We start from the raw sequence: 25,697 nt of genomic DNA on the forward strand, positions 1-25,697 counted from the left end.
GAGCATCATGGCCAGCATCACCCTCGACGGTCTCGCCCATGCCTACCGGCCTGACCCGCGCGGCCCGCAGGACTACGCGCTGAAAGAGATCAACCATGTCTGGCGGCAGGGCGGCGCCTATGCGCTGCTCGGGCCGTCGGGCTGCGGCAAGACCACGCTGCTGAACATCATTTCGGGCCTCGTCATCCCGACGCGCGGGCGCATCCTGTTCGACGACCGCGACGTCACGCGGCTGCCGACCGAGGCGCGCAACATCGCCCAGGTATTCCAGTTCCCCGTCGTCTACGACACGATGACGGTGCGCGAGAACCTCGCCTTCCCGCTGAAGAACCGCAAGATGCCGCGCGAGGCGATCGCCCGCCGCGTCGAGGAGATCGCCAGCCGGCTCGACATGAGCTCGGTGCTCGACCGCAAGGCGTCCAACCTCACCGCCGACGCCAAGCAGAAGATTTCGCTCGGGCGCGGGCTGGTGCGCGAGGATGTCGCCGCCATCCTGTTCGACGAGCCGCTCACCGTCATCGACCCGCATCTCAAATGGCAGTTGCGCTCGTCGCTGAAGGAGCTCCACCGGGCGCTCGACCTGACCATGATCTATGTGACGCATGACCAGACGGAGGCGCTGACCTTCGCTGACACCGTCGTCGTCATGCATGACGGCGCGGTGGTGCAGACCGGCACGCCGGAAGAGCTGTTCGAGCGCCCCGCCCACACCTTCGTCGGCCATTTCATCGGCTCGCCGGGCATGAATGTGCTGCCGGCAAAGGTCGAGGGCCGCACCGCCCATGTGGGCGGCACCGCCATCGCGCTGGAACGGGCCTATCCCTCCCTGCCGGCAGGGGAACGGATCGAACTCGGCGTGCGGCCAGAATTCGCCACGCTTGCCAAGCCGGGCCACGGCCTGCCGGTGAAGGTGACGCGTATCGAGGATATCGGGCGCGCCCGCATCGCCCGCATCGAGATTTCAGGCAACCCGGCGGCAGCCATGGTCCCGGAAGAGCTGTCGCTCGACGGCGATAGCGCCGGCCTGACGCTGGATCCCCGGCAGATCCACATCTACGCCAATGGCGTGCTGGTGCCCGGCGCGCCCGCCGGCCGCGAGGAAGCCCTGTGATGGACAAGCCCGTCAACAACCGCGCCTGGCTGCTGGTCGCCCCGGTTTTCCTCATCGTCGCCTTCTCGGCCATCGTGCCGATCATGACGGTGGTGAACTATTCGGTGCAGGACACGTTCGGCAACAACCAGTTCTTCTGGAACGGTCTTGGCTGGTTCCAGGAACTGCTCGATCCCTCGACCGAGCTCGGCGGGCGCTTCCTCGACGCGCTGTGGCGAAATCTGCTGTTCTCGGCCATCATCCTTGCCATCGAGGTGCCGCTCGGCATCCTCGTCGCGCTGTCCATGCCGCGTGAGGGCTGGAAGGTGGCCGCCACGCTGGTCATCATGGCGCTGCCGCTGCTGATCCCGTGGAACGTGGTCGGCACCATCTGGCAGGTGTTCGCGCGCGGCGATATCGGCCTTGCGGGCTGGGCGATCAACGCTCTCGGCATCGATTACAACTACACGGGCGACCCGCTCGCGGCCTGGATTACCATCGTGGTGATGGATGTGTGGCACTGGACCAGCCTGGTCGCGCTCCTGTGCTATGCCGGCCTCAAGTCGATCCCGGACGCCTATTACCAGGCCGCGCGGATCGACGGCGCCTCGCGCTGGGCGATCTTCACCACCATCCAATTGCCGAAGATGAAGCGGGTGCTGTTGATCGCGGTTCTGCTGCGCTTCATGGACAGCTTCATGATCTACACGGAGCCCTTCGTGCTCACCGGCGGCGGGCCTGGCAACGCCACCACCTTCCTGTCCATCGACCTCGTGAAGATTGCCCTCGGCCAGTTCGATCTCGGCAAGGCGGCGGCGATGAGCCTCGTCTACAACCTCATCGTGCTCGCCCTGTGCTGGGTCTTCTACACCGTGATGACGCATGCCGGCACCGAGCGCCGGCAGGAGGAGAACCCGGCATGAGCGCCTCGTCCCACGCCTCCTCGCGCGGCGGCACCCTTGTCATGGTGCTGTATCTCGCCTTCCTGATCCTGCCGATCTACTGGCTCGTGAATATGAGCCTGAAGACGAATTTCGAGATCAATTCGGGCGTCACCCTGTGGCCGAACGACATCACGTTCGAGCACTATATCAAGATCTTCACCGACTCGAGCTGGTACTCGGGCTACATCAATTCGCTGACCTATGTGGCGCTGAATACCGTGATCTCGATCACGCTGGCGCTGCCGGCGGCCTATGCCTTCTCGCGCTACAGCTTCGTCGGCGAGAAGCACCTTTTCTTCTGGCTGCTGTCAAACCGCATGGCCCCGCCGGCCGTGTTCGCCCTGCCCTTCTTCAATCTCTATTCGGCCATCGGCCTGTTCGACACGCCCTGGGCCGTGGCGCTGGCGCACTGCCTGTTCAACGTGCCACTCGCCGTGTGGATTCTCGAAGGCTTCATGTCCGGCGTGCCGCGCGAGATCGACGAGACGGCGGCCATCGACGGCTATTCCTTCCCGCGCTTCTTCGTGAAGATCTTCATGCCCCTGATCGCCAGCGGCATCGGCGTCGCGGCCTTCTTCTGTTTCATGTTCTCCTGGGTGGAACTGCTGCTGGCGCGCACGCTCACCGCCACCAACGCCAAGCCGATCGCGGTGACGATGACCCGCACCGTCTCGGCCGCCGGCATGGATTGGGGCCTGCTCGCCGCCGCCGGCGTGCTCACCATCATCCCCGGCGCGCTCGTCATCTGGTTCGTGCGCAACTACATCGCCAAGGGCTTCGCCCTCGGGCGGGTGTGAGGAAGGACGGCATGGAAAACGCTTCGTCGCCCTTCATGGAACGGCTCGCCGAGAACACGGCCTGGATGGCGTGGACCTGGCCGACGGCGGCGTTCTTCGCCGCCATCGCCGGCCTGCTCGCCATCTTCACCGTGCTGGCGCTGTGGCGGCCGGAGCGCGCGCGTGTCGGCGTGCTCGGCATTCCCACCACGCGCGGCGACCGGCTGTTCATCACGCTGCTCGGCAGCGCCTTTATCAACCTCGCCTGGCTCGCCCTGGTGGGACCTCATCTCGGTTGGGCGCTCGCGCTCTGCCTTGTCTACGCGCTGGCGGTGTTCCGCCTCGTGTGAAGTCGCCTAAGCGGCAGAAAGCCGCGTGATTTCTGGGAATGAACGGGAGGAAAGACCCATGTTGCCGACAATGAGCCGAGGCCGGCTTCTGCTGGCCGCCAGCGCCATGGCGCTGATCGCCTTCGCCGCGCCCGTGCGCGCGGACGAGGCCGCCGCCAAGAAGTGGATCGACAGCGAATTCCAGCCCTCCACGCTCTCCAAGGACGAGCAGATGAAGGAGATGGAATGGTTCATCAAGGCTGCCGAACCGTTCAAGGGCATGGAGATCAACGTCGTCTCCGAGACCATCACCACTCATGAATATGAGGCGAAGGTCCTCGCCAAGGCGTTCTCCGAAATCACCGGGATCAAGCTCACCCACGACCTGATCCAGGAAGGTGACGTGGTCGAGAAGATCCAGACGCAGATGCAGTCGGGCAAGAACATCTACGATGCGTGGGTGAACGATTCCGACCTCATCGGCACGCATTTCCGCTACAAGCAGGCCGTGCCGCTGACCGACTGGATGTCCGGCGAAGGCAAGGACGTGACCTCCCCCACGCTCGACCTCGCGGACTTCATCGGCATCTCCTTCACCACCGCGCCGGATGGCAAGGTGTACCAGCTCCCGGACCAGCAGTTCGCGAACCTCTACTGGTTCCGCTACGACTGGTTCACCAACCCGGACATCAAGGCCAAGTTCAAGGCCAAGTATGGCTACGAGCTCGGCGTGCCCCTGAACTGGTCCGCCTATGAGGACATCGCCGAGTTCTTCACCAACGACGTGAAGGAAATCAACGGCGTGAAGGTCTATGGCAACATGGACTACGGCAAGAAGGACCCCTCGCTCGGCTGGCGCTTCACCGATGCGTGGCTCTCCATGGCCGGCAACGGCGACCGGGGCCTGCCCAACGGCAAGCCTGTCGACGAATGGGGCATCCGCATGGAAGGCTGCCGCCCCACCGGCTCGACCGTCGAGCGCGGTGGCGACACCAACGGCCCCGCGGCCGTCTACTCCATCGTCAAGTATATCGAGTGGCTGAAGAAGTACACGCCGCCGCAGGCCGCCGGCATGACCTTCTCCGAAGCCGGCCCGGTGCCCGCCCAGGGCAACATCGCGCAGCAGATGTTCTGGTACACCGCCTTCACCGCCGACATGGTGAAGGAAGGCCTGCCCGTCATGAACGCCGACGGCACGCCGAAGTGGCGCATGGCCCCCTCGCCGAAGGGCGCCTACTGGAAGGATGGCATGAAGCTCGGCTACCAGGACGTCGGTTCCTGGACCCTGCTGAAGTCCACTCCGGTCGACCGTCGCAAGGCGGCCTGGCTCTATGCCCAGTTCGTCACCTCCAAGACCGTCTCGCTGAAGAAGAGCCATGTCGGCCTCACCTTCATCCGCGAGAGCGACATCTGGGACAAGAGCTTCACCGAACGCGCGCCCAAGCTCGGCGGTCTGATCGAGTTCTATCGCTCCCCGGCCCGCGTGCAGTGGTCGCCCACCGGCGCCAATGTCCCGGACTATCCGAAGCTTGCCCAGCTCTGGTGGCAGGCCATCGGTGACGCCTCCTCCGGCGCCAAGACCCCGCAGGCGGCCATGGACTCGCTCGCCCAGGCGCAGGAATCGGTGATGGAGCGTCTGGAGCGTTCCGGCGTGCAGGGCGAATGCGGCCCGAAGCTGAACGCGAAGCAGCCGATGGAATACTGGGTGAAGCTCGCCAAGGAATCCGGCAACCTCGCTCCGCAGCCCAAGCTCGCCAACGAGAAGCCCCAGGGCGAGACCATCGACTATGACACCCTGATCAACTCCTGGCCGGCCACCCCGCCGAACAAGAACTGATGCGGGTCCGCTGATCCAATGCCGGAGCGCCCAAAAGGGCGCCCCGGCTTCTGCGTCCCGGACGCCCCCGCCGTCCGGGACGTTGTCTCGCCCGCCGCCGTCGCGGACGGCATGCCGCCCGACATAGACCACGTTCCGCAGAGGTGGCACCTTGCACGCGCCGTCCTCGCCGGGATGACGCCTTTTAGCGGAGCGCCTCGTGACAACCCATCTTCTCGCGATCGACCAGGGGACGACCTCCTCGCGTGCCATCCTGTTCCGGCCGGACACCTCCATCGCGGCACAGGCGCAGCAGGAGTTTCCGCAGCATTTCCCCGCTTCCGGCTGGGTCGAGCATGAGGCGGAAGACCTGTGGCAGACGACGCTCGCCACCTGCCGCGCGGTCATGGAACAGGCCGGCCTCACCGCCGCCGACATCGCCGCCATCGGCATCACCAATCAGCGCGAAACCACCGTGGTGTGGGATCGCAAGACCGGCGCGGCCATCCACCGCGCCATCGTCTGGCAGGACCGCCGCACCGCCGAACTCTGCGCGAAGCTGAAGGCGGAAGGTCATGAGGCGCTGGTGCGCGAGCGCACCGGGCTGATCCTCGATCCCTATTTCTCCGGCACCAAGATCGGCTGGATTCTCGACCATGTGCCGGGCGCGCGCGCCCGCGCCGAGCGCGGCGAACTCGCCTTCGGCACGGTGGACAGCTGGCTGCTGTGGAAGCTCACGGATGGTGCGGTGCATGCCACCGACGCCACCAATGCCGCCCGCACCCTGCTGTTCAACATCCACACCGGTGGCTGGGACGACGACCTGCTGGCGCTTCTGCGCGTGCCGCGCTCCATGTTGCCGCAGGTGAAGGACTGTGCCGCCGATTTCGGCACCACGGCCCCTCGTCTGCTCGGCGGCGCCATCGCCATTGGCGGCATTGCCGGCGACCAGCAGGCGGCCACCGTCGGCCAGGCCTGCTTCCAGCCGGGCATGATCAAATCGACCTACGGCACAGGCTGCTTCGCCCTGCTCAATACCGGGACCACCGCCGTCGTCTCGGAGAACCGGCTGCTCACCACCATCGCCTATCAGCTCGGTGGCAAGCGGACCTATGCGCTCGAAGGCTCGATCTTCGTCGCCGGCGCGGCGGTACAGTGGCTGCGGGACGGGCTCGGCATCATCAATAACTCGGCCGAGAGCGAAGCGCTGGCCGATGCCGCCGATCCGGCCCAGCAGGTCTATCTCGTGCCGGCCTTTGTCGGCCTCGGCGCGCCGCACTGGAACCCCGATGTGCGCGGCGCGATGTTCGGCCTCACCCGCAATTCCGGGCCCGCCGAATTCTGCCTCGCGGCGCTGGAGAGCGTCTGTTACCAGACCGCCGATCTCATCGCCGCGATGAATGCCGACTGGGCGCGCTCGGGGGCCGGCGGCCATCGCACGCCGGTGTTGCGTGTCGATGGCGGGATGGTGGCCTCCAACTTCGCCATGCAGCGCCTAGCCGATCTGCTCGCCGCGCCGGTCGACCGGCCGGTGATTCGCGAAACGACGGCCCTCGGCGCCGCCTATCTCGCCGGGCACCAGGCCGGCATCATGCCGGCGCCGGGGCGCTTCGCCGATTCCTGGCGGCTCGACCACCGCTTCGATCCGGTCATGCCGGCCGAGACGCGTGAGGCCAAGCTCGCCGGCTGGCGCGACGCCGTGCGCCGTCTCACCCTGCCCTGAACGCCACTACCAAGCCTTTGAAAAGGCTCAGTATCTCTTCACGAAGAGGCCGCGCTTGGCATAAACGGCGGCGGCTTCCTCGATGAGGGCGGCGACGCGGGTGGCGCCGTAGTCGCGGCGCAGAAGCACCGCCCGGTCGAGAAGCTGCTGGGCATCACGGGCGCGGCCGGGACGCAGCAGCTCATAGGTGTCGAGGATGAGGTCCTGCGGCACGCGCACCAGATCAGCGGCGCGCTCGAAATTCTCCGCCAGTGTCGCGCGCCCCGCCGCTCGGGCGATATTCGCCTGCAATATCAATGCCTCAGGGGTGATGGCGATGTCCTCATTGCCGACCTCGCCGGCGAGCACGGCCTCCAATGTCAGGGCGGAAAGCGGCTTGCCGGTGGGCGTCGTCACCCGCTCCGGGGCCTTTTCGGCGACGGGGTAGAGGTCGAGATCGCTCAAGGGTTTCGCGCTCATTGGGCAGCCTCCGTCGCCGGCCGGGCGGGGCGGTAGTCGAGTTCGATGGGGTGGACAGTGAGATCGATGAGACCGGTCTCGATGGCATAGAGCAGCGCCACCCGCACATGGAAGCGCGCGCCGAGCGCCTCGCCATGGGTGGGCACCATCACCGGCTCGGGCGCCTCGCCGTAGGTGTGGCGGGCGGCGTTGCGGCCGAGAGCACGGTAATGCTCCAACCCGGTCAGCGGGGCATTGGAAAACAGTTCGAGATTCATGTGCGGCATGCGGTCGGCCTGGTGCAGCACGGTCGTGCCCTTGGCCTGTATGCCGATGCCGAAGCCGGAGCCCGACAGTCTTGCGGCGGCGAGGCCGAGGAAGGAGGTATCGGCGGTGTGCATCATCCGCACCAGCCGCGCCGTGCCGCCTCCCGCCTCGATGCCGCCGACCAGCGCCGCCACCACGTCGGCGAGCGCATGGCCGGCCGTGGTCTGGTGCAGCTGCCGGGCGAAGGCCGGGCTGACGCCGATCACCACCTCATGCGGATCGCTGCCCTTCGCCGCGACGCCAGCCGGCACCAGCCAGTCCGCCTCGCCCGCCGCCTGGCCCACCGCCTCGCCAACGACATTTTCCGCCGCCAGCACCCGCTCGCGGGTGAGCACGTTGCGGATGCCCTGCACGGCCTGCCAGCGCGGCTCGGGCATGCGGTAGCCGGTGCCGGGGCCGCGATAATCGTTGGGGTCGTTGATCGCGCTCAGCACCCGCCCGTCGCGCACCAAAGCGGAGGTCTGGAGATAGTCTCCGGAAATGCGCTGGCGCAGCATGAGGAGCAGGTTTTCCGCCTCCTCGGTGTAGCCGCGCCGCGCCAGCGCCCGCACCACATCGAGCGCGGTGATGCCGCGCGCCTTGATGGCGGCGCTGATCGGCGTCACCTCGCCAGCGCTGTAGCTCTGCGTCTCCTCCGAGCCGGAGGCGAACACGACGGACATCATCCGCGCCCGCGGCACGGTGCCGAGGCCCAGCTCGTCCATCACCGCCGCCAGCGCTTCCACCGCCCGCACGCGCAGGCCCAGCACCTGGTCCTCCTCCACCGGGGTGAGGCCGCCATCGGTCTGGAAATCGCGCTGGAGCAGCAGGTAGTCCTCTATCTCCTCGCCATTGAACAGCGAGGGGTTGAACGAATTGTCGTACTTCTTGATCGAGCCGAAGCCGGAACAAATGAGGTCGGAGCCGGCCAGCAGATAGGGCGTGATCTTGGCGCCGACACGGATTTCCGACTCGCTGGTGCGGCAATCATTGCCGGAGGCGCATTCGAGCCCGAGCCAGACGGCGATGAGGTTCTCCGCCATCAATTCGCGCACCCCGCCGGCCATGGAGGCGGTGAGCGGGGCGCCGTCAATGCCGCCATTCTGCGTGCCCTGCACGCCCATCGCCCGCTGCAGGCACAGGCACCGCGCTTCGAGATAAAGCAGCGAGCGCTGCTCGTGAAAGCCCATCAGAAGCTCGGCCGCCGCGCCGGAGGTGCAGCGCGCCTTGATGCCGCGCGAGGCATAGGCGGCCGTGAGCAGCGCCTTTGACCACGGCGTGTCGTCGCCATCGATGAAGGCGCGCTCGGTTCCGTAGACGGAGACCGTCTCGGCATAGGAGGCGAGACCGGCAAGGCCGATCTGCAACTCCTCCGCTTCCTCGATGGAGCACTGGAACAGCACCCCGCCGCGCCCCACCGCCGCTCCCACCGTACAGGCCAGCGCATTGGCCCAGCTATTGGAGGAGACGCGCATCGTGGTCTCGATCTCGTCGAAACCCAGCGCCACGGCGACGGCGGCATCGGCGGCGAGCTGCAGCGGGTCGTCCTTGGCGTTGGTCACATGCGCCTGATTGCCGGGAGTCTGGCGCTGGCGCATCTTGGAATAGGCGAAGGCGATTTCCAGCGCGGACAGCCGGCCCACGACCTCGGCAAGGCGCGCCGGGGTCAGGCCTCGCGCCAGTGCCTCAAGTTCCTGACGCGGCACGTTGATATCCACCAGCCTGCGGGCGATCTCGCCCGGGTCCATCGCCATCGCCGTCTCGGCCATGACGGGGTCGATGTGATGGGCGGCGATGAAGGCGTCCAAAATGTCGAAATCGGCTTCCGCCTTGCCATCCATGACCGTCACCCGGCCGCCTTCGATGCTGAGCGAGGGCGCGGGGTCATAGGGGCTGCGGAACACGGAGAAGCCGGCCTCGGGGTTTTCCGCCGCGAACAGGTCGTAACGCAGCGGGCGCTCGTCCCATTCCGCGAAGCGGCGCCAGCGATTGGAGCTTTGGGGTTCGGCTTTCGGCGGCATATCGGTCATGCTCGGACGTCCCTCATGGTCCGCGACGGGACCAGCGTCAGGATGGTGACGACGGGGAGCAGGATAAAGGAGAAGGCGGCCGCGTGTCCGATGGCAACCGCGGCGATCGACAAAAAAGGAGACGGCCTGCGTCGCCTTGCCCGGCCTGCCTGTCGATCCGCGTCTCGACGCTTCAAAGGGAGCGCGTCGATCGGCGCCGCGCTCAATGCAGCCGCACGGTCCGACAATAGAGCGGTGGCTCGACCTTCACCTGGTTGACGATGGTGAACCCGCCGGCGAGGCGGCCGACCGCATCCTCGATGCTGATTTGCAGGCCGCGCGTCGGCACGCGCCCGGTGAGGGTGATGATGCGCTTGTCGCGGCAGATGCCGACTTCCACCTCGGCATCCCTCAGAATGCGCTCCACGGCGTCGCGCAGGCGGCGGTTAAGCTCGGCATCCGGCATGGCACCCTCCCACGTCGACCACGGGCGGACGTGAACGGGAAAAGATCAGCACAGCGGCGCGCGCGGCGCCTTGATCTGCCGCAACCGGCGCGGCTTCACCCCGCCGCGACGGTGGTCTGGCGCTGGTCGCCGAGCCCGGTGATGGACAGGTGCATCGTCTGTCCGGGACTGAGGTAGACCGGCGGCTTCATGCCGAGGCCGACGCCCGGCGGCGTGCCGGTGGAGATGATGTCGCCCGGCTGCAGGCTCATGAACTGGCTGACATAGGACACCAGCGTCGGCACGTCGAAAATCATGGTGCGGGTGGAGCCGGTCTGCCGGCGCACCCCGTCCACCTCCAGCCACATGTCGAGCGCCTGCGGATCGGGGATCTCGTCCGTGGTCACCAGCCAGGGACCGATGGGGCCGAAGGTGTCGCAACCCTTGCCCTTGTCCCAGGTGCCGCCGCGCTCCAGCTGGAAGGAGCGCTCGGACACGTCATTGACGATGCAGTAACCCGCGACATGGTCATAGGCGTCTTCGACCGCCACATATTTAGCCGGCTTGCCGATAATGATGCCGAGCTCGATCTCCCAATCGGTCTTGGTCGCGCCGCGCGGAATCTCCACCGCGTCGTTCGGCCCGCTGATGCAGCTGGTGGGCTTGAGAAAGATCACCGGCTCGGCGGGGATCGGCATGCCGGCCTCTTCGGCATGGTCGAGATAATTGAGGCCGATGCAGACGAATTTGCCGACCGCGCCGACGCAGGGCCCGAGGCGCGGGGCGCCTTCGACGGCGGGAAGTTCGGACGTGTCGAGGTCGCGCAGCCGGGCGAGGCTTTCCGGCACCAGCACCTTGCCCTCGATATCGGCCACCAGAGTCGAGAGATCGCGCAGCACGCCGTCCGCGTCGATCAGGCCGGGGCGCTCGCGCCCGCTCTCGCCATAGCGCACCAGCTTCATCGGCCCGTCTCCCTGTGCCCGTCACCGCCGGTCCGGCAAAGCCCGGCGCCGCCTAGAGGTAGCGGCAAAGCGCGGCGGCGTCGAGGCGGCGCGGCGGCCCGCGACCGCTTGTCAAACCCCGCGCCCGCCCCTATCGCTCGCGCCGAGGCGGCGGGCGCGGGCTGCCCCGGAGGAAACCCATGGCGCATGTGCTGGTGATCGGAAGCATCAATGTCGATCGCCTCTGGCGGCTGACCGCGCCGCTGCGCGCCGGCGAACGGCTGACGCGGGGCGAGATCACGCTGCGCCTCGGCGGTGGCGGCTTCAACACCGGGGCGGCGCTGCGCGCGCTCGGCCACCGCGTGACGCTGGTGGCGACGCTCTCCACCGACGACGCCGGCCGCGCCTGCCGGAGCCAGCTTGAGGCGATGGGGTTCGACCTGCGCGCCTTGCGCGACACGGATGCGCCCACCGTCCCGCTCGACATTCTCATCGGGCCGGAGGGGGAACGGACCATCATCGCCGCCACCACGACGGAAGCGCGGCGGCTCACCAGCCTGCCCGCGCTGGAGGCCGACATCGCCTATGTCAATCTCCGCCGCGCCGCGCCGGGCCTGCTGGAAGCGCTGGCCGCGCGCCTGCCGGTGGTGGCGCAGGTGCCGCTTGAGCGCACGGAATGCCGGCCGGCACAGGTGCTCATCGCCTCCAGCGCCGACCATGCGCTGTTCACCGGGGCGAATGCCTTTCAACAGGCGCGGGCGATCGGCGGCGACGACCTGCGCGCGCTGGTGGTGACGCAGGGCGCGGGGCCGGTGCTGCTGTGCGAGGCGGAGCGGCACACGACGCTCCCGGTGCCTGCGCTGGCCGCGCCCACGGAAACGACCGGAGCGGGCGACGCCTTCGCCGCCGGCTTCATCGATGGCTGGCTCGCCGGCTCGCCGGCGGCGGCCGCGGCGCGGCGGGGCATCGAGATCGCCGGGCGGGTGCTGGCCGGCGCCCCGGGTTTCGAACGCCCGCCGGCGCTGCCGCTCGCCACGGTGCTCGCCGCCGCCGACTGACCCGCATCAAGGCGAACGGTCGCTGCCATGCTAGGCTGGCGTCTCCGGTTGCCAGTGCCCTGCACCGGTGATGGAGGACGCCATGCCCGATGCGCCGTTCCCCGACCCGCTCGCCTTCGCCCGGGCGACGCAGCACGCGGCGCAGGAGAGCTGGCGCGCGGCGCAGGCCCGCACGCTCGACCTGTTCGGCTACGGCCTCGCCGAGCACCCCTATGAGATCGTGGCGGAGACCCCGCTCTGGCGATTGCGGCACTACCGGGGAGACACCGCACCCCAGGGCCCGCCGGCGCTGATGGTGCCCGCGCCGATCAAGCGCGCCTATGTCTGGGACCTCGCGCCTGGGGTGAGCGTCGTTGGTACCGGGCTCGCCCATGGGCTCGACGTGCATCTGGTGGAATGGCGACCGCCCGTGGCCGGCGGGGCGCCGCACGGGCTGGAAGACTATGCCCGCGCCGTGCGGACGGCGGCGGAAGCGGTGGCGGCGCGCGGCGCGGGTGTGCCGGTGGTGCTCGGCCATTCGCTCGGCGGCACGCTGGCGGCGCTGGCGGCGGCGCTGGAACCGGCGCCTTTCCGCGCGCTGGTGCTGCTCGCCGCGCCGCTGAGCTTCGCGCCGGGCTCCAGCGCTTTTCGTGACGCGGTGGCCCTGCGCGAAGACCACACGCCGGAAGACGGCCTCGTGCCCGGCGCGCAGCTGGGACAGGCCTGCGCTCTGCTCGCGCCCGGCACCTTTATCTGGCACCGCTGGCTGGACGGCGCGCTGAGCCTCGGCGATCCGGCGGCGCTCGCCCTGCATCTGCGCCTCACCCGCTGGGCGCTGGACGAGGTGCCGCTGGCCGGCAAGCTCGTGCACGAGATGGTGGAATGGCTCTACCGCGAGGACCGCTTCACCGCCGGGCGGCTGGAAATGGGCGGCCGGGTCATCGGCCCGCAGACGCTGCGCCTGCCGGCGCTGGCGGCGGTGAGCACCGCCGACGAAATCGGCCCGCGCGCGGCGGTGGCGCCGTTCTTCGCCCATATGGCGGCGGGCAGCACGGAGATCATCGAGCACCCGGCCGAGATCGGCGTCGGGTTGCAGCACCTCGCCATTCTCGCCGGGCGGCAGGCGCACCGGCAGGTGTGGCCGCGCATCGCGGCCTGGATCGCCGCCCGCGCCTGAGCGGCCGTCAGCGGGCGGGCAGCTTCAGCCCGCCCTCGACAAGCTGGGTCCAGATGTCTTCCGCCGTGTCGGCAAAGCGCAGGCTCGCCACTTCCGCCGCGCTCACCATGCCCTCGTCGACCAGCGCCTGGAAATTGACCACGGAGCGCCAATAGGCCTCGTCGAACAGCACCACCGTCACGGCCGGGGCCTTGCCTGTTATCTGCAGGTTGAGGATTTCGAACAGCTCGTCCAGCGTGCCGAAGCCGCCGGGAAACACCACCAGCGCATTGGCGCGCATGGCGAGGTGCATCTTGCGCATGGCGAAATAGTGGAAGCGGAAGGTCAGCTGCGGCGTGGTGTAGGGGTTCGGCACCTGCTCATGCGGCAGGGTGATGTTGAAGCCGATGCTCGGCGCCGCCACCTCATAGGCACCGCGATTGGCGGCTTCCATGATTCCCGGCCCGCCGCCAGTGGCGATGACATTGTCGCGGTAGCCGCCTTCCGCCACATCGAGCGCGCCGCCGCGCTGGGAGGCGAGGCGGCCAAAGGCGCGCGCCTGCTCATAGAGGAAGGGCTGGCGGCCCGGCCCATCCGCGCGCACGCGGGCGGAGCCGAAAACGACGAGGGTGGAGCGGATGCGCCAGCGCCGCAGCTCTTCCTCCGGCTTGGCGTATTCCAGCAGGAAGCGCACGCCGCGCATGGAATCGCCGAGGATGAAATCCTGGTCGAGCGCGGCGAGGCGGTAGCTGTGCGGGGTGGTGTCGTCGGTCATCGGGTCATGCCCGCGCGGCCGGCCGCGCGGCTCCTCATTCCTGCGGGCTGGCGTTTCTCAGGCGTCCTCGGGGAAGTTGGCGTCGAGCTCATCGAGCCAGAGCTGCGCGCTCGCATCGGACGGCGCGCGCCAGTCGCCGCGCGGCGAGAGCGAGCCGCCCGAGGTGATCTTCGGCCCGTTCGGCAGGGCCGAGCGCTTGAACTGGTTGGCGAAGAAGCGCTTGAGGAACAGGCGCAGCCAGTGGCGGATCTCGGCGCGGGAATAGGCGCGCCGGTCCTCCGCCGGCACATTTGCCGGCCAGGCGCCGCGTGCGGCATCGCCCCAGGCATGCAAGGCGAGATAGGCGATGCGCGAGGGGCGGAAGCCGTAGCGTGTGAGGTAATAGAGGTTGAAGTCCTGCAGCGCGTAGGGGCCCACCACCTGCTGGGTCGACTGGATGGTGGCGCCCGCTTCCGCCGGCACCAGCTCCGGCGAGATTTCGGTGGCGAGCACCGCTTCCAGCGCCCGTGCGGTCGCCGCCGACACGTCGCCCGAGGCGGCGACGAAGCGGATGAGGTGCTGGATCAGCGTCTTCGGCACCGAGGCGTTGACGTTGTAATGGGACATGTGGTCGCCGACGCCATAGGTGCACCAGCCAAGGCCCAGTTCCGAGAGGTCACCGGTGCCGACCACCAGCCCGCCCTGCTGGTTGGCGAGGCGGAACAGATAGTCCGTGCGCAGCCCCGCCTGCACATTCTCAAAGGTCACGTCATAGACCGGCTCGCCGCCGGCGAAGGGGTGGCCGAGATCGGCCAGCATCTGCCGCGCCGCCGGGCGGATGTCGATCTCGCCGCCGGTGACGCCGAGCGTTTCGATCAGCGCCTGCGCATTGGCGCGGGTGGCATCCGACGTGGCGAAGCCGGGCAGCGTATAGGCGAGGATGTCGCTGCGCGGCCGGCCGAGCCGGTCCATCGCCCGCACCGCGACCAGGAGCGCCTGCGTCGAATCGAGGCCGCCGGAGACGCCGATCACCGCGCGGCGGACGCCGGATGAGGCGAGCCGCTGGGCGAGGCCCTGCACCTGGATGTTGTAGGCCTCGTAGCAATCCTCGGCGAGGCGTTCCGGGTCATCAGGCACATAGGGGAAGCGCTCGAAGATCCGCTCCAGCGGGGCAGGCGCGGGCGGGGTGTCGAGCGCGAAGCCGATGCGGCGGAAATCGCCCGTCCCCTCCTCGCGCATGTTCTCGCCGAACGTGTTCATACGCATGCGCTCCTGGCGCAGGCGCTCCAGATCGACATCGGCGGCGAGCAGCGTCGGCCCGTCGGGGAAGCGCTCGCTCTCGCCGAGGCAGTCGCCATTCTCGAAAATCGCCGCCTGCCCGTCCCAGGCGAGATCGGTGGTGGATTCGCCCGGCCCGGCGGCGGAATAGGCATAAGCCGCGAGGCAGCGGGCGGAATGGCCGGCGCAGAGCAGCCGGCGGTGGCGCGCCTTGCCAATGGTGATGTTGCTGGCGGACAGGTTGAGCAGCACTTCCGCGCCCGCCAGCGCGCCGCCCGTGGAGGGCGGCAGCGGCACCCACAGATCCTCGCAGATCTCGACATGGAAGGTGAAGGGCACCGCGCCGCCGGAGCGGAACAGCAGGTCGGTGCCGAAGGGCACCTCCATGCCCGCCACCGCGATGCTGCCCGTCGTGCCGAGGCCGGGGGCGAAGTGCCGGCGCTCGTAGAATTCGCGGTAGTTCGGCGGGTAGCACTTCGGCACAACGCCGAGGATCGCGCCGCGATGGATCACCACCGCCGTGTTGAACAACTGACCCTGCCGGCGCAGCGGCGCGCCGACCACCAGCACCGGGAAAAGCGCGCGCGAGGCGGCCACCAGCTCGGCGATCGCCGCTTCCACCCGGTCGAGCAGCGCGTCCTGAAACAGCAGGTCGTCAATGGCGTAGGAGGACAGGCCGAGCTCGGGATAGAGCAGCACGCCGATGCCGCGCGCCTGCGCGTCGCGCGCCAGAGCGAGGTGCTCGGCGGCGGCGAAGCCGACATCCGCCACCCGGCCGCGCGGCACGGCAGTGCCGAGGCGCAGGAAGCCGTGGCGATAGAGACAGTGCGAATCGGCCATCACGCCCTCATCAATAGCGAAGCGGGCTGATATTTAACGCCTCATGCGCTTTGAACCAGCAAAAGCCGCACGGCGACGCCTGCCGAGCCCGGCTCGCCCCCGGGACGGGGGCAGCATAGGGGCACGCACGGCAGCGCTGGCCGCCCTCTTTTGCGCCTTGGCGACCTCGGCCGGTGCTGCCGAGCCGCCCGCCCCCGCCTACGCCGCCCGCCTTCTGCGCGCCTGCACGGCGGAAGGGCCGGGCTTCATCCTCATCCCGGAAACCGGCACCTGCCTGCGGATCGGCGCTTATCTCTGGGCGGAAACCTACGCCAACAGCTACACGGATTATCCCGCCACCAATGCCCGCGCCTATTGGGTCTCCACCTTCGGCTTCGTCACCGATGCGCGAACGCAGACGGACTATGGAACGCTGCGCTCCTATACCGATGTGCGCCTCATCTGGCGCGGGGCGGACCCCTGGGGAGAGGCGCTTACCGACCGGGCGGATTTCCAGCCCTATGACATGCGCATCGAATTCGCCGGCTTCACGATGGGCTATCACCAGTCCTTCTTCGATTTCTACGCCAATGCCAATGTGATGGGCACCGACCCGGTGACCATTGGCGACCAGACGCAGATCTCCGTACTGGGCTATAGCTGGGACCTGCCGGCCGGCTTCACCGCGCGGCTGGCGCTGGAAAGTTCGGCCGAGCGCGACAATGGCATCCTGCCCGTCGTCGCGCAGGATCCGGCCTCCCGGGCGGAGGACGCGTCGGTGAGCAGTGCCACGCGCCTGCCGGAAATCGTCGCCACCTTTGGCCAGAACGGCGACTGGGGCGACTTCCAGCTCTCCGGCGCGCTGCACCAGATCGCGCAGGCGCCGGTGAGCGAGCGCATCGGCGCCTCCACCCCTGTGTGGGGCTATGCGCTGCAGGCGGGCGTGATGTTCAACCTGCCCACACTCGGCACCGGCGACACCCTTTATCTTCAGGCCGCCTATGCCGACGGGGCGACCTCCTATCTCGGCCTCATCGACCCCAGCGGGCGCCTCACCGCGCCCGACGCGTTTCAGCGGCTGGACGGCTCATTGGTCAAGGTGCGCGGCTGGAGCGCTGTGGGCCAGTATCTGCACAACTGGAACGACCGGTGGAACTCGGCCTTCTTCGGCGGCTATGGACGTTTCGCCGTCGATGACCCGCTGGCGCAGATGACCTATGGCGCGTCCGGCATCGACAATGTGAATGTCGGCGCCAATCTCAGCTGGACCCCGGCCGGGCCGTTCACCGTCACGCTGCAATACGACTACAATCTCTACCGCGCGGAGAATTTCCGGCCGACGGCGCAGGGTCTGCCGGTGGCGGAGCAGGCCGCCAGCCAGCTGATGCTGATGTTCGCCGCCACCTTCTGACCGGGGTTGCCTCAGGCGGCGCCCATCTCGTCCAGCGCCATCGGCGATTCCGGCAGCACCTGGCCGCCATCGATCACCATGCCCTGCCCGGTGATGTAGCCGGCTTCCTCGCTGGCGAAGAACAGCGCCGCATTGGCGATGTCGAACACGCTGCCGAGCTTCTTCATGGGCACGCAGGCGGCGGTGGAGGCGATATAGGCCTCGCCCATGCCTTCCATGCCCTCGGTGAGGATGTTGCCGGGCATGACGGCGTTGACCGTGATGTTCCACGGCGCCAGCTCGATCGCCGCCGTGCGCATGAAGCCCATCTGCCCGGCCTTGGAAGCCCCGTAATGGGTCCAGCCGGGAAAGCCGGTGATCGGCCCGGTGATGGAGGAGGTGATGATGATGCGGCCCTTCTTCGCCGCCTTCATCGCCGGCAGCACGGCGGAGACGGAGAGGAAGGTGCCCTTGAGATTGGTGCCCATGACATGGTCGAAATCCTCGCCCGTCATGTCGCCGAGCTTGGCGGCGGGGAAGATGCCGGCATTGGCGCACAGCACGTCGATGGCGCCGTAGCGCTCCAGGGCGGCGGCGGCCATCGCCGCCATGTCCTCGGCCTTGGTCACGTCGGCGGCGAAGCCGGAGGCGCGAGGGCCGATCTCGGCCGCGACCTTCTCGGCCTCGGCGAGCGAACGGCTGACCACCAGCACGTTCAGCCCGGCCTGGCCGAAACGCAGCGCGAGGCCGCGCCCGATCCCCTTGCTGGCGCCTGTGACGATGACGGTCTTGCCTTCAAGCGAGGTAAACATGATGCGGCGGGTCCCGATGTTCTCTGGAGTTTATTATCCGGCAAATGAAAATGCCGTCGGCTGGCATGCCTGCAAAACAGGCTGCCCTCCTTTTCATCAGGTTGGGCCGCAAATTTGGTGTTGTAAAGCCCAAATCCAGATGTTTAGGATCGCACACAGTCCAACATATCTACCACATCCGCCCAACACGGATGCCGCAGGACGAATGCCGAACGCATGCGCGGCCGCCCGACGTTCCGCGCCAACAATCCAGGGGAATTCGAGATGGCGCCTGTTTCGAGAAGGTCGGTACTGAAAGGCATGGGGGCGGGCTTCGGTGCGCTCGCCGCCGCCGGGCCGCTGTTCAACGCCAACAAGGCGTTCGCGGCGCGGGAGAAGGAGCTGAACATCCTGTGCTGGGAGGGCTACAATTCCGCCCAGGTGCTGGACCCGTTCCGCTCCAAGACCGGGGCGACGGTGAAGGCGGAAAGCCTGACCAACGACCCCACCATGATCAACCGGCTGCGCGCCGGCGAAATCAACACCTGGGACCTGATCAACGTCAACAATCCCTGGGCACGCAAGGTGATGCTGCCCGAAAAGCTGATCAAGCCGCTGCCCAAGGCCGAGTTCGAGCCCTATTTCGACAAGATGCTGCCGATGTTCAAGCCGCCCTATAAATGGGCGATGAGCGACAGCGGCACCGAGCTGATCGGCATGGCCCAGCGCTTCGGGCCCTATAGCTATGTGGTCAACACCGACAAGATCTCCCGCAAGACGGCGGAAGACACCGGCTGGGACCTGTTCAACGACCCCGCACTCGCCGGCAAATACGGCATTCTCGAATCCGACGACTGGAACGTCTTCAACATCTTCATCATCGCCGGCATCGACCCGTTCAAGACCCACACGCCGGACGAGTTCGCCAAGTTCGAGGAAACCGCCAAGCGCGTCTTCAAGGGCGCCAAGCTGATCGGCGACATCGCTTCGATGAACCAGGCGCTGATCTCGGGCGAGATCGACCTGCACATGACCGGCGGCACCTATTCCGTCTCGCCGGCCCGCGCCGACGGCCACCCGAACCTGCGCGGCATCACCCCGCTGAAGGGCCCGCTGCCCGGCGGCAAGGGTGGCATCGCCTGGATCGAGATCACCTCCACGGTGAATAACCCGAACCTGTCGCCGCTGGCGCTCGAATTCCTGAAATATGTGCAGGCGCCGGATGTCGCCCACACCGTCGCCTTCGCCGAAGGCACGTTCAACCCGGTGGCGCAGATGGGCAACAAGGCGTGCTTCGAGCTGTTCACCAAGGACGAGCTCGACGCCATTCAGTGGGACAGCCTGGACGAGGAAATGGCGCGCTCGGTCGAATACGACATCGTGCCGGATTACGACAAGGCGCTCGACCTGATGAACGCCGCCAAGCGCCTGCGGGGCTGAGGCCGCGCCAACCTGCGTCCTTCGCCTCATCCTGCCCTCATGGCCGGGCTTGACCCGGCCACCCAGCGGCGACGCCGTGCGACGGCGGAACATCTGGGTCCCCGGGTCAAGCCCGGGGATGAGGGACGGGTAGGAACGATCGACATCCTCGACCATCTGCGGCGATCGCCCGCCTCCGGCCCATGACGGAAGACCTGATGCTCCAGACCCTGCCGGCCGACGCCCTGAGCGCCGAACTGCCGAAACCGATCCTCCAATTGGTCGGCATCCGCAAGACCTTCGGTGCCTTCACCGCCGTCGAGAACATCGATCTCGATGTGCGCGAGGGCGAGTTCCTCACCATTGTCGGCCCCTCCGGCTCGGGCAAGACCACGCTGTTGCGCATGCTCGCCGGCATGGACACGCCGAGCGAGGGCAACATCACCCTGCACGGTAAGCTCATCAACGATGTGCCGCCGAACAAGCGGCCGACCTGCCTCGTCTTCCAGTCGCTGGCGCTGTTCCCGCACAAGAGCGTGGGCGAGAACATCGCCTTCCCGCTCAAGGTGAAGGGCGTGGATGCGGCCGCCCGCAAGGCGCGGGCGCTGGAGCTGATGCGCATCGTCCGCCTGCCGGAGAGCTATTTCGACAAGAACGTGATGAAGTGCTCGGGCGGCGAGCGCCAGCGTGTCGCCCTCGCCCGGGCCCTGGCCTATGACCCGGAAGTGCTGTTCTTCGACGAGCCGCTCTCGGCCATCGACTACAAGCTGAAGAAGACGCTGGAGAAGGAACTGAAGGACCTGCACCGGGAGACCGGCAAGACCTTCATCTACATCACCCATTCGCTGGAAGAGGCGATGGTGATGAGTGACCGCATCGGCGTGATGCGCGCCGGCCGGCTGGTGCAGGTGGGCACGCCGGAAGAAATCTATGGCGCGCCGGTCGACCGCTTCGTCTGTGAATTCGTCGGCGAGGTGAACACGCTGAAGGTGAAGCGCGCGGCGGATGGCAGCTGGCAGGGCGTCGATGTGCCGGGCACCTTCACGCTCGCGCCCCCGCGCAGCGGGGCGGTGCTGGACGAAGCCTTCGTGGTGGTGCGCCCGGAATTCATGCGCATTCTCGGCCCGGGCGAGAGCGCCGACAACCGGCTGGGCGGCGTGGTCTATAACGAATATTCGCTCGGCTCGCGCATCCAGTATCAGGTGCGCGTCGGGGCCAAGGTGATGCTGGTCGAGCTCTCCCGCGGGCGCGCTTTGCCCGCCAGCCTCGACCGCCAGGTGACGCTCGGCTGGGACGCCGCCGACGCCTTCACGCTGGAGGGCTGAGCATGGCCGACCTCGCCCTCGCCCCCGCGCCGGGGGCCGCCGCCGAAAGCGCCCGCCAGTTGCGCCATGCGCGGATGCTCTCCGTCGGCGCGCGCTGCGCGCTCCCGGTGGCGATCCTGCTCGGCATCGGCTTTCTCGCGCCGCTGGTGGCGATCTTCGGCTATGCCTTCGCCACGCCGCGCAGCTTCGATGTGTTCACCAGCTTCACCCTGGCGAATTTCGCCACGCTGTTCGACCCCTCCAACACGGTGTGGCTGTCCTTCCTGTGGTCCTGCGGGCTGGCCCTGCTCACCGTGGCGATCCTCGCCGTCATCGCCTACCCCATCGCCTATGGGCTCAACATGGTGTTCGGCCGCTGGTCGGCGCTGATCAGCGTGCTGTTCGTGTTCCCGCTCTTCGTCTCGGAGAATGTGCGGCTCTATGGCTGGGTGCTGTTCTTCATCAAGAACGGCGTGCTCGACGGCACGCTGAAATGGCTCGGCCTCTCCGGCGGGCCGGAAGTGCTGTACACGCCGGGCGTCACCCTGTTCGGCATGGTCTACACCTATCTGCCCTTCATGCTGTTTCCGATGACGCTCGGCCTCGCCCTGGTGCCGCGCGACCTCGTGGACGCGGCGCGCGACCTCGGCGCCGGGCGACTGTTCATCTGGCGCGAGATCGAACTGCCGCTGGCGATGCCGGGCATTCTCATCGGCATGCTGCTCACCTTCGTGCTCGCCATCGGCGCCACGGCGGAAGCGAAGATCCTCGGCGGCCAGTCGATCATCGTCATCTCGCACGATATCGAAATCGCCTTCACCTATTCGCAGAACTGGCCGCTCGGCTCGGCGCTCGCGGTGGTCGTCACCTTCTTCATCGGTGCGCTGACCCTGTTCGCCTTGTCGAAGCTCGATCTCGACCGCATGCTGGGGAGGCGCTGAGCCATGGGCCACAGGCGCACCAATGCCGCGATCTGGGCGTGGACCTTGTTCGTCCTCGTCGCGATCTACCTGCCCATCATTTGCGGGGCGCTGGCGAGCTTCAACAAGAGCCGGTATTTCGGCTTTCCCATCAAAACCTACTCGACCGAATGGTGGCAGAAGACGCTGGATTCGATCGAGATCGGCATGATCGTGAAGACCTCGATCGCGATCGCGCTGCTGGTGACGGTGTTCTCCGTCGTCATCGCCACTTTCGGCGCGCTCGCCTTCGCGCGCTATGAGTGGAAGGGGCGCAAGCTCTACCAGAAGCTAATCCTGCTGCCGATCTTCTTCCCCCAGCCGGTGCTGGGGCTGGCCATGCTGCTCGGCTTCAACGCGGTGGGCATCCAGACCAGTTGGATGACGGCGGTGTTCGCCCACATGATCTGGATCGTGCCCGTGGTGACGCTGGTCATCGCCATTCAGGTCTATGGCTTCGACCCGTCGCTGGAAGAAGCGGCCTATGATCTCGGCTGCTCGCGCACCCAGGTGTTCCGCGAGGTGACGCTGCCGCTGCTGTGGCCGGGCATCTGGTCCGGCATGCTGTTCGCCTTCCTGCTGTCCTGGAGCAATTTCCCGCTCTCGCTCTACACAACGGGTGCCGACTCGACGATTCCCGAATGGCTCTACGCCAAGATGGTGGCCGGCTACACGCCGATGGTGCCGGCGCTCGGCACCATGGCGACGCTGGGCGCGGCCTGCCTGCTGCTGGCCGGGGGGCTGATCGGCATCCTGCTGCGGCGGCGGGCGGCGGCATGAACGGCGCCGCACCGAAGGACAGCGACGCCCCTCTCGCACGGGCGGAGCGCCGGCCGCCGCGCCTCGACAAGGCGGCGCGGCAGGCGCGCATCCTTGCCGAAATGCGCGCCTCGGCCTCGGCGCGCGTCGGCGACCTCGCCACCGAGCTCAACGTCTCGACGGAAACGATCCGCCGCGACCTGTTCGAGCTCGGCGAGAAAGGGCTGATCAACCGCACCTATGGCGGCGCGGTGCGGCCCCTGGCGTCCGAACCTTCCGTCACCGAGCGGCACGGGCTGATGGTGGCGCAGCGCGAGGCCATCGCCGCCGCCACGGTGAAGCTGATCGCCCCGAAGGAGGTGATCGCCATCGGCGCCGGCGCCACCACGACCCATGTCGCCCGCCGCATGGCCGCCGCCTGCCGCGACCTCACCGTCATCACCCATTCCTTCTCGGTGGCGACGGTGGTCTCCGCCAACCCGACCATCGAGGTCATCATGTGCCCCGGCCGCTACAATGCGCGCGAGGGCATGATGGTGGGGGTCGAGACCGGCGAGTTCCTGCAGAACTACAATGTGAACCGCGCCATTCTCGGCATATCCGGCATCACCACCGACGGCCTCGCCGATGCCGAGCCGGATGCCGCCTATGTCTACCGCGCCATGATGAACCGGGCGGCGCAGACCATCATCGTTTCCGACCACCAGAAATTCGACGTGCCCTCGCTCGCCATCTGGGCCCGCATTCCCGACATCCAGCATCTCGTCACCGACCGCGCGCCCGAAGGCGCGGTGGCGCGGGCGCTGGGGCGGGCGCGGGTCGAGATCACTGTTGCCGAGACGTAAAGCCATGACCCAGCCGATCTATGACGCCGCCTTCCTCAGCCGCATCGAGAACGCCCTGCGCGCCGCCCTGCCGCGCTGGGGCCTCTCCGACGCGAGCGAGGTGCGGCTGCTCACCATTTCCGAGAACGCCACCTTCCGCGCCGAGGACCCGGCGACCGGGCGCGCGCTGGTGTTCCGCGTCCACCGGCCGGGTTATCACAGCCGCGCGGAGATCGAATCCGAACTCGCCTGGCTCACCGCTTTGGGGCGCGCGGGCGTGGTGGCGACGCTGACGCCGGTGCCGCAGGTCGACGGCGGGCTGATCGCCGATCTCGATGAGGACGGCACGTGCCGCCATGCCGTGGCGTTCGAGCTGCTGCCGGGGCGCGAGCCGGCGGAGGGCGACGACCTCGCCCGCTGGTACCGCGAGCTCGGCGCCATCAATGCCCGGCTGCACCTTCACGCCCGCGCCTGGCAGCGCCCCGAAGGCTTCACCCGCAAGCGCTGGGACTATGACGCCATGCTGGGCAAGGTGAAGCTGTGGGGCGACTGGCGCGCCGCGCCGGGCCTGACGGCCGAGGGCCGCGCCGTGCTGGAACGCACCGACGCGGTGCTGCGCGACCTGCTGGACGATTACGGCACGGGCGACGCGCGTTTCGGCCTCGTCCATGCCGATATGCGGCTCGCCAATCTGCTGGTGGAGGGCGACACGCTCTCGGTGATCGACTTCGATGATTGCGGCTTCAGCTGGTATCTCTACGACTTCGCCTCTGCCGTGAGCTTCAGCGAGCACGAGCCCTATATTCCGACGCTGCAGGCGGCGTGGATCGAGGGCTATCGCACCGTCGCGCCGCTGGCCGAGGAGGAATGCGCGCTGCTGCCGGTGTTCATCATGCTGCGCCGGCTGCTGCTCACCGCCTGGATCGCCTCGCATGCGGAAACCCCGACCGCGCAGGCGCTGGGCGACGGCTATACCCATGGCACGGTGGACCTCGCCCGCGGCTTTCTCGCCACTTATGACGCGCGGCAGCCACGCGCCGTGGCCGGGAGGGCCGCATCATGACGCGGGCGAACGCGCAGCCGGAACGGCAGATTCTCGACCTCAACGCCTTCTCCGGCGCCACCGGCGCCATGGCGCCCGATGTCGCCGCGCTGGTGGAGCGGCGCCGCCGTGCCTTCGGTTCCGGCTCGGTGCTGTTCTATGACGAGCCGCTGCGCATTCTGCGGGCGGAAGGCGCCACTATTCATGCGTCCGACGGGCGGGCCTATCTCGATTTCTACAATAACGTCCCCAGCGTCGGGCACTGCCACCCCAAGGTGGTGGAGGCGGTGCGGGCGCAGATCGGCAGCTTCAACACCCATTCGCGCTATCTGTTCGACGTGGCGCATGACTATGCGGAAAAGCTGCTCGCCACCTTCCCGGCCGCGCTCAGCAATGTGGTGCTGACCTGCACGGGGAGCGAGAGCAACGATCTGGCGCTGCGGCTGGCCCGCAAGGCGAGCGGCGCCGAGGGCATCATCGTCACCCGCGCCGCCTATCACGGCAACACCGCCACCGTCACCGAGGTCTCGCCCTCCTCCTACAAGACCGGCGCGCCGCCGCGCCATGTCCGTACCGTGCCCCCGCCCGACCCGGCGCTGTTCGGCAATGATGTGGCGCAGGGTTTCGCCGACGCGGTGAAGGCGGAGATCGCGGCGCTGAAGGCGGACGGCATCGGCTTCGCCGGGCTGCTGGTCGACACCATCTTCTCCTCGGACGGCGTCTATGCCGACCCGCCGGGCTTCCTGAAGGCGGCGGTGGAGGTGGCGCGCGCCGCCGGCGGGCTGTTCATCGCCGATGAGGTGCAGCCGGGCTTCGGGCGCACCGGCGCCGGCATGTGGGGCTTTTCCCGCCACCGGCTGGTGCCGGATATCGTCACTATGGGCAAGCCGATGGGCAATGGCTATCCCATCGCCGGCCTCGTCACCCGCCCGGAGATCCTCGACGCCTTCTGCGCCGATTTCGGCTATTTCAACACCTTCGCCGGCAGCCCGGCGGCCTGCGCGGCCGGGCTCGCCGTGCTGGAGGCGATCGAGGAGGACGACCTCATCGCCAATGCGGCGCGGGTCGGGCGGCACCTCACCGCGCGGCTGACCCGGCTGCAGGCGCGCGCACCCATCACCGCCGTGCGCGGGGCGGGGCTTTATCTCGGCATCGAGTTCGGCACCGAAAAGGGGCCGGCGCCCGACCTCGCCAAGGCGCTGATCAACGGGCTGCGCGACCACGGCATCCTCATCGGCGCCGCCGGCCGCTACGGCAATGTGCTGAAGATCCGCCCGCCGCTGTGCGTGACCACGGCGCATGCGGATGCGCTGGTCGACGCGCTGGAGGAGTTGCTGGCCTGAGAAGC

The 25,697-nt window shown here is 67.9% G+C and carries 23 protein-coding genes; 16 read left to right on the forward strand and 7 right to left on the reverse strand.

The genetic code is table 11. From position 1 onward, the window contains the following. Positions 1-7: 7 nt before the first annotated feature. From K9D25_RS04410 to glpK, 6 genes are all read left to right on the forward strand, one after another. Positions 8-1,111 carry an ABC transporter ATP-binding protein gene (locus K9D25_RS04410; RefSeq protein WP_244379657.1) on the forward strand — a complete coding sequence of 368 codons (1,104 nt, stop codon included), beginning with the start codon at positions 8-10 and terminating at the stop codon, positions 1,109-1,111. After that, a complete protein-coding gene (locus K9D25_RS04415; RefSeq protein WP_244379658.1) occupies positions 1,111-2,013 on the forward strand; it encodes a carbohydrate ABC transporter permease in 903 nt (300 codons plus the stop codon). Before K9D25_RS04410 ends, K9D25_RS04415 begins: the two co-directional genes overlap by 1 nt. Continuing rightward, positions 2,010-2,831 (forward strand): carbohydrate ABC transporter permease, encoded by an 822-nt coding sequence (locus K9D25_RS04420; protein ID WP_244379659.1) that lies wholly within the window; start codon positions 2,010-2,012, stop codon positions 2,829-2,831. Before K9D25_RS04415 ends, K9D25_RS04420 begins: the two co-directional genes overlap by 4 nt. A gap of 11 nt (positions 2,832-2,842) precedes the next feature. After that, complete coding sequence (locus K9D25_RS04425) at positions 2,843-3,160, forward strand: DUF2160 domain-containing protein (RefSeq protein ID WP_244379661.1); 318 nt, start codon at positions 2,843-2,845, stop codon at positions 3,158-3,160. Positions 3,161-3,218: 58 nt separating this feature from the next. Beyond that, positions 3,219-4,976 carry an ABC transporter substrate-binding protein gene (locus K9D25_RS04430; RefSeq protein ID WP_244379663.1) on the forward strand — a complete coding sequence of 586 codons (1,758 nt, stop codon included), beginning with the start codon at positions 3,219-3,221 and terminating at the stop codon, positions 4,974-4,976. A gap of 199 nt (positions 4,977-5,175) precedes the next feature. Further along, complete coding sequence (gene glpK, locus K9D25_RS04435) at positions 5,176-6,678, forward strand: glycerol kinase GlpK (RefSeq protein WP_244379664.1); 1,503 nt, start codon at positions 5,176-5,178, stop codon at positions 6,676-6,678. Between the two features lie 27 nt (positions 6,679-6,705). On the opposite strand, the gene K9D25_RS04440 is transcribed toward glpK, so the two are convergent. The 4 genes from K9D25_RS04440 to K9D25_RS04455 all read right to left on the reverse strand — a co-directional run bounded on the left by K9D25_RS04440 (position 6,706) and on the right by K9D25_RS04455 (position 10,838). Next, positions 6,706-7,137: a diol dehydratase small subunit gene (locus tag K9D25_RS04440; protein ID WP_244379670.1), complete on the reverse strand. Its 432-nt coding sequence runs from the start codon at positions 7,135-7,137 to the stop codon at positions 6,706-6,708. Then, complete coding sequence (locus K9D25_RS04445; protein ID WP_244379675.1) at positions 7,134-9,452, reverse strand: propanediol/glycerol family dehydratase large subunit; 2,319 nt, start codon at positions 9,450-9,452, stop codon at positions 7,134-7,136. Before K9D25_RS04445 ends, K9D25_RS04440 begins: the two co-directional genes overlap by 4 nt. A 202-nt stretch (positions 9,453-9,654) precedes the next feature. After that, positions 9,655-9,897, reverse strand: a complete 243-nt coding sequence (locus K9D25_RS04450; RefSeq protein ID WP_244379676.1) for a BON domain-containing protein — start codon at positions 9,895-9,897, stop codon at positions 9,655-9,657. 95 nt (positions 9,898-9,992) lie between these two features. Beyond that, positions 9,993-10,838: a fumarylacetoacetate hydrolase family protein gene (locus K9D25_RS04455; protein WP_244379678.1), complete on the reverse strand. Its 846-nt coding sequence runs from the start codon at positions 10,836-10,838 to the stop codon at positions 9,993-9,995. A 179-nt stretch (positions 10,839-11,017) separates the two neighbouring features. Here K9D25_RS04455 and K9D25_RS04460 point away from each other — a divergent pair, with 179 nt between their 5' ends. Further along, on the forward strand, positions 11,018-11,875 hold the full coding sequence (locus K9D25_RS04460; protein WP_244379680.1) for a carbohydrate kinase family protein: 858 nt from the start codon (positions 11,018-11,020) through the stop codon (positions 11,873-11,875). An 82-nt stretch (positions 11,876-11,957) separates the two neighbouring features. Beyond that, positions 11,958-13,031: an alpha/beta fold hydrolase gene (locus K9D25_RS04465; protein ID WP_244379682.1), complete on the forward strand. Its 1,074-nt coding sequence runs from the start codon at positions 11,958-11,960 to the stop codon at positions 13,029-13,031. Positions 13,032-13,038: 7 nt separating this feature from the next. Here the strand turns inward: K9D25_RS04465 and K9D25_RS04470 are convergent, their stop codons facing one another. Then, complete coding sequence (locus K9D25_RS04470) at positions 13,039-13,785, reverse strand: LOG family protein (RefSeq protein ID WP_244379686.1); 747 nt, start codon at positions 13,783-13,785, stop codon at positions 13,039-13,041. Positions 13,786-13,842: 57 nt separating this feature from the next. Continuing rightward, positions 13,843-15,882: an NAD(+) synthase gene (locus tag K9D25_RS04475; RefSeq protein ID WP_244379689.1), complete on the reverse strand. Its 2,040-nt coding sequence runs from the start codon at positions 15,880-15,882 to the stop codon at positions 13,843-13,845. A gap of 157 nt (positions 15,883-16,039) precedes the next feature. Between K9D25_RS04475 and K9D25_RS04480 the strand changes: the two genes are divergently transcribed. Then, positions 16,040-17,272 carry a porin gene (locus tag K9D25_RS04480; RefSeq protein WP_244379691.1) on the forward strand — a complete coding sequence of 411 codons (1,233 nt, stop codon included), beginning with the start codon at positions 16,040-16,042 and terminating at the stop codon, positions 17,270-17,272. A gap of 11 nt (positions 17,273-17,283) precedes the next feature. Here the strand turns inward: K9D25_RS04480 and fabG are convergent, their stop codons facing one another. Further along, positions 17,284-18,063, reverse strand: a complete 780-nt coding sequence (fabG, locus tag K9D25_RS04485) for a 3-oxoacyl-ACP reductase FabG (RefSeq protein WP_244379693.1) — start codon at positions 18,061-18,063, stop codon at positions 17,284-17,286. 264 nt (positions 18,064-18,327) lie between these two features. Between fabG and K9D25_RS04490 the strand changes: the two genes are divergently transcribed. The 7 genes from K9D25_RS04490 to K9D25_RS04520 all read left to right on the forward strand — a co-directional run bounded on the left by K9D25_RS04490 (position 18,328) and on the right by K9D25_RS04520 (position 25,692). Further along, positions 18,328-19,482: an ABC transporter substrate-binding protein gene (locus K9D25_RS04490; protein WP_244379695.1), complete on the forward strand. Its 1,155-nt coding sequence runs from the start codon at positions 18,328-18,330 to the stop codon at positions 19,480-19,482. Between the two features lie 197 nt (positions 19,483-19,679). Then, positions 19,680-20,786 carry an ABC transporter ATP-binding protein gene (locus K9D25_RS04495; protein WP_244379696.1) on the forward strand — a complete coding sequence of 369 codons (1,107 nt, stop codon included), beginning with the start codon at positions 19,680-19,682 and terminating at the stop codon, positions 20,784-20,786. Between the two features lie 2 nt (positions 20,787-20,788). Then, positions 20,789-21,706: an ABC transporter permease gene (locus K9D25_RS04500; RefSeq protein WP_244379698.1), complete on the forward strand. Its 918-nt coding sequence runs from the start codon at positions 20,789-20,791 to the stop codon at positions 21,704-21,706. A 3-nt stretch (positions 21,707-21,709) separates the two neighbouring features. Beyond that, positions 21,710-22,504 carry an ABC transporter permease gene (locus K9D25_RS04505; protein ID WP_244379700.1) on the forward strand — a complete coding sequence of 265 codons (795 nt, stop codon included), beginning with the start codon at positions 21,710-21,712 and terminating at the stop codon, positions 22,502-22,504. Then, positions 22,501-23,328, forward strand: coding sequence for a DeoR/GlpR family DNA-binding transcription regulator (locus K9D25_RS04510; RefSeq protein ID WP_244379702.1), 828 nt, complete (start codon positions 22,501-22,503; stop codon positions 23,326-23,328). Before K9D25_RS04505 ends, K9D25_RS04510 begins: the two co-directional genes overlap by 4 nt. Before the next feature lie 4 nt (positions 23,329-23,332). After that, on the forward strand, positions 23,333-24,370 hold the full coding sequence (locus K9D25_RS04515) for a phosphotransferase enzyme family protein (RefSeq protein WP_244379704.1): 1,038 nt from the start codon (positions 23,333-23,335) through the stop codon (positions 24,368-24,370). Then, positions 24,367-25,692, forward strand: a complete 1,326-nt coding sequence (locus tag K9D25_RS04520; protein WP_244379706.1) for an aspartate aminotransferase family protein — start codon at positions 24,367-24,369, stop codon at positions 25,690-25,692. The genes K9D25_RS04515 and K9D25_RS04520 overlap by 4 nt, the downstream gene beginning before the upstream one ends. Positions 25,693-25,697: the final 5 nt, after the last annotated feature.

The sequence above is a fragment of the Ancylobacter polymorphus genome (assembly GCF_022836935.1).
Lineage (GTDB): Bacteria > Pseudomonadota > Alphaproteobacteria > Rhizobiales > Xanthobacteraceae > Ancylobacter > Ancylobacter polymorphus_A.

Bases quoted from the DNA above. Each gene is read 5' to 3' on its own strand.
- K9D25_RS04410 (WP_244379657.1), top strand. From the start codon at position 8: ATGGCCAGCATCACCCTCGACGGTCTCGCCCATGCCTACCGGCCTGAC.
- K9D25_RS04415 (WP_244379658.1), top strand. From the start codon at position 1,111: ATGGACAAGCCCGTCAACAACCGCGCCTGGCTGCTGGTCGCCCCGGTT.
- K9D25_RS04420 (WP_244379659.1), top strand. From the start codon at position 2,010: ATGAGCGCCTCGTCCCACGCCTCCTCGCGCGGCGGCACCCTTGTCATG.
- K9D25_RS04425 (WP_244379661.1), top strand. From the start codon at position 2,843: ATGGAAAACGCTTCGTCGCCCTTCATGGAACGGCTCGCCGAGAACACG.
- K9D25_RS04430 (WP_244379663.1), top strand. From the start codon at position 3,219: ATGTTGCCGACAATGAGCCGAGGCCGGCTTCTGCTGGCCGCCAGCGCC.
- K9D25_RS04440 (WP_244379670.1), bottom strand. From the start codon at position 7,137: ATGAGCGCGAAACCCTTGAGCGATCTCGACCTCTACCCCGTCGCCGAA.
- K9D25_RS04445 (WP_244379675.1), bottom strand. From the start codon at position 9,452: ATGACCGATATGCCGCCGAAAGCCGAACCCCAAAGCTCCAATCGCTGG.
- K9D25_RS04450 (WP_244379676.1), bottom strand. From the start codon at position 9,897: ATGCCGGATGCCGAGCTTAACCGCCGCCTGCGCGACGCCGTGGAGCGC.
- K9D25_RS04455 (WP_244379678.1), bottom strand. From the start codon at position 10,838: ATGAAGCTGGTGCGCTATGGCGAGAGCGGGCGCGAGCGCCCCGGCCTG.
- K9D25_RS04460 (WP_244379680.1), top strand. From the start codon at position 11,018: ATGGCGCATGTGCTGGTGATCGGAAGCATCAATGTCGATCGCCTCTGG.
- K9D25_RS04465 (WP_244379682.1), top strand. From the start codon at position 11,958: ATGCCCGATGCGCCGTTCCCCGACCCGCTCGCCTTCGCCCGGGCGACG.
- K9D25_RS04470 (WP_244379686.1), bottom strand. From the start codon at position 13,785: ATGACCGACGACACCACCCCGCACAGCTACCGCCTCGCCGCGCTCGAC.
- K9D25_RS04475 (WP_244379689.1), bottom strand. From the start codon at position 15,882: ATGGCCGATTCGCACTGTCTCTATCGCCACGGCTTCCTGCGCCTCGGC.
- fabG (WP_244379693.1), bottom strand. From the start codon at position 18,063: ATGTTTACCTCGCTTGAAGGCAAGACCGTCATCGTCACAGGCGCCAGC.
- K9D25_RS04490 (WP_244379695.1), top strand. From the start codon at position 18,328: ATGGCGCCTGTTTCGAGAAGGTCGGTACTGAAAGGCATGGGGGCGGGC.
- K9D25_RS04495 (WP_244379696.1), top strand. From the start codon at position 19,680: ATGCTCCAGACCCTGCCGGCCGACGCCCTGAGCGCCGAACTGCCGAAA.
- K9D25_RS04500 (WP_244379698.1), top strand. From the start codon at position 20,789: ATGGCCGACCTCGCCCTCGCCCCCGCGCCGGGGGCCGCCGCCGAAAGC.
- K9D25_RS04505 (WP_244379700.1), top strand. From the start codon at position 21,710: ATGGGCCACAGGCGCACCAATGCCGCGATCTGGGCGTGGACCTTGTTC.
- K9D25_RS04510 (WP_244379702.1), top strand. From the start codon at position 22,501: ATGAACGGCGCCGCACCGAAGGACAGCGACGCCCCTCTCGCACGGGCG.
- K9D25_RS04515 (WP_244379704.1), top strand. From the start codon at position 23,333: ATGACCCAGCCGATCTATGACGCCGCCTTCCTCAGCCGCATCGAGAAC.
- K9D25_RS04520 (WP_244379706.1), top strand. From the start codon at position 24,367: ATGACGCGGGCGAACGCGCAGCCGGAACGGCAGATTCTCGACCTCAAC.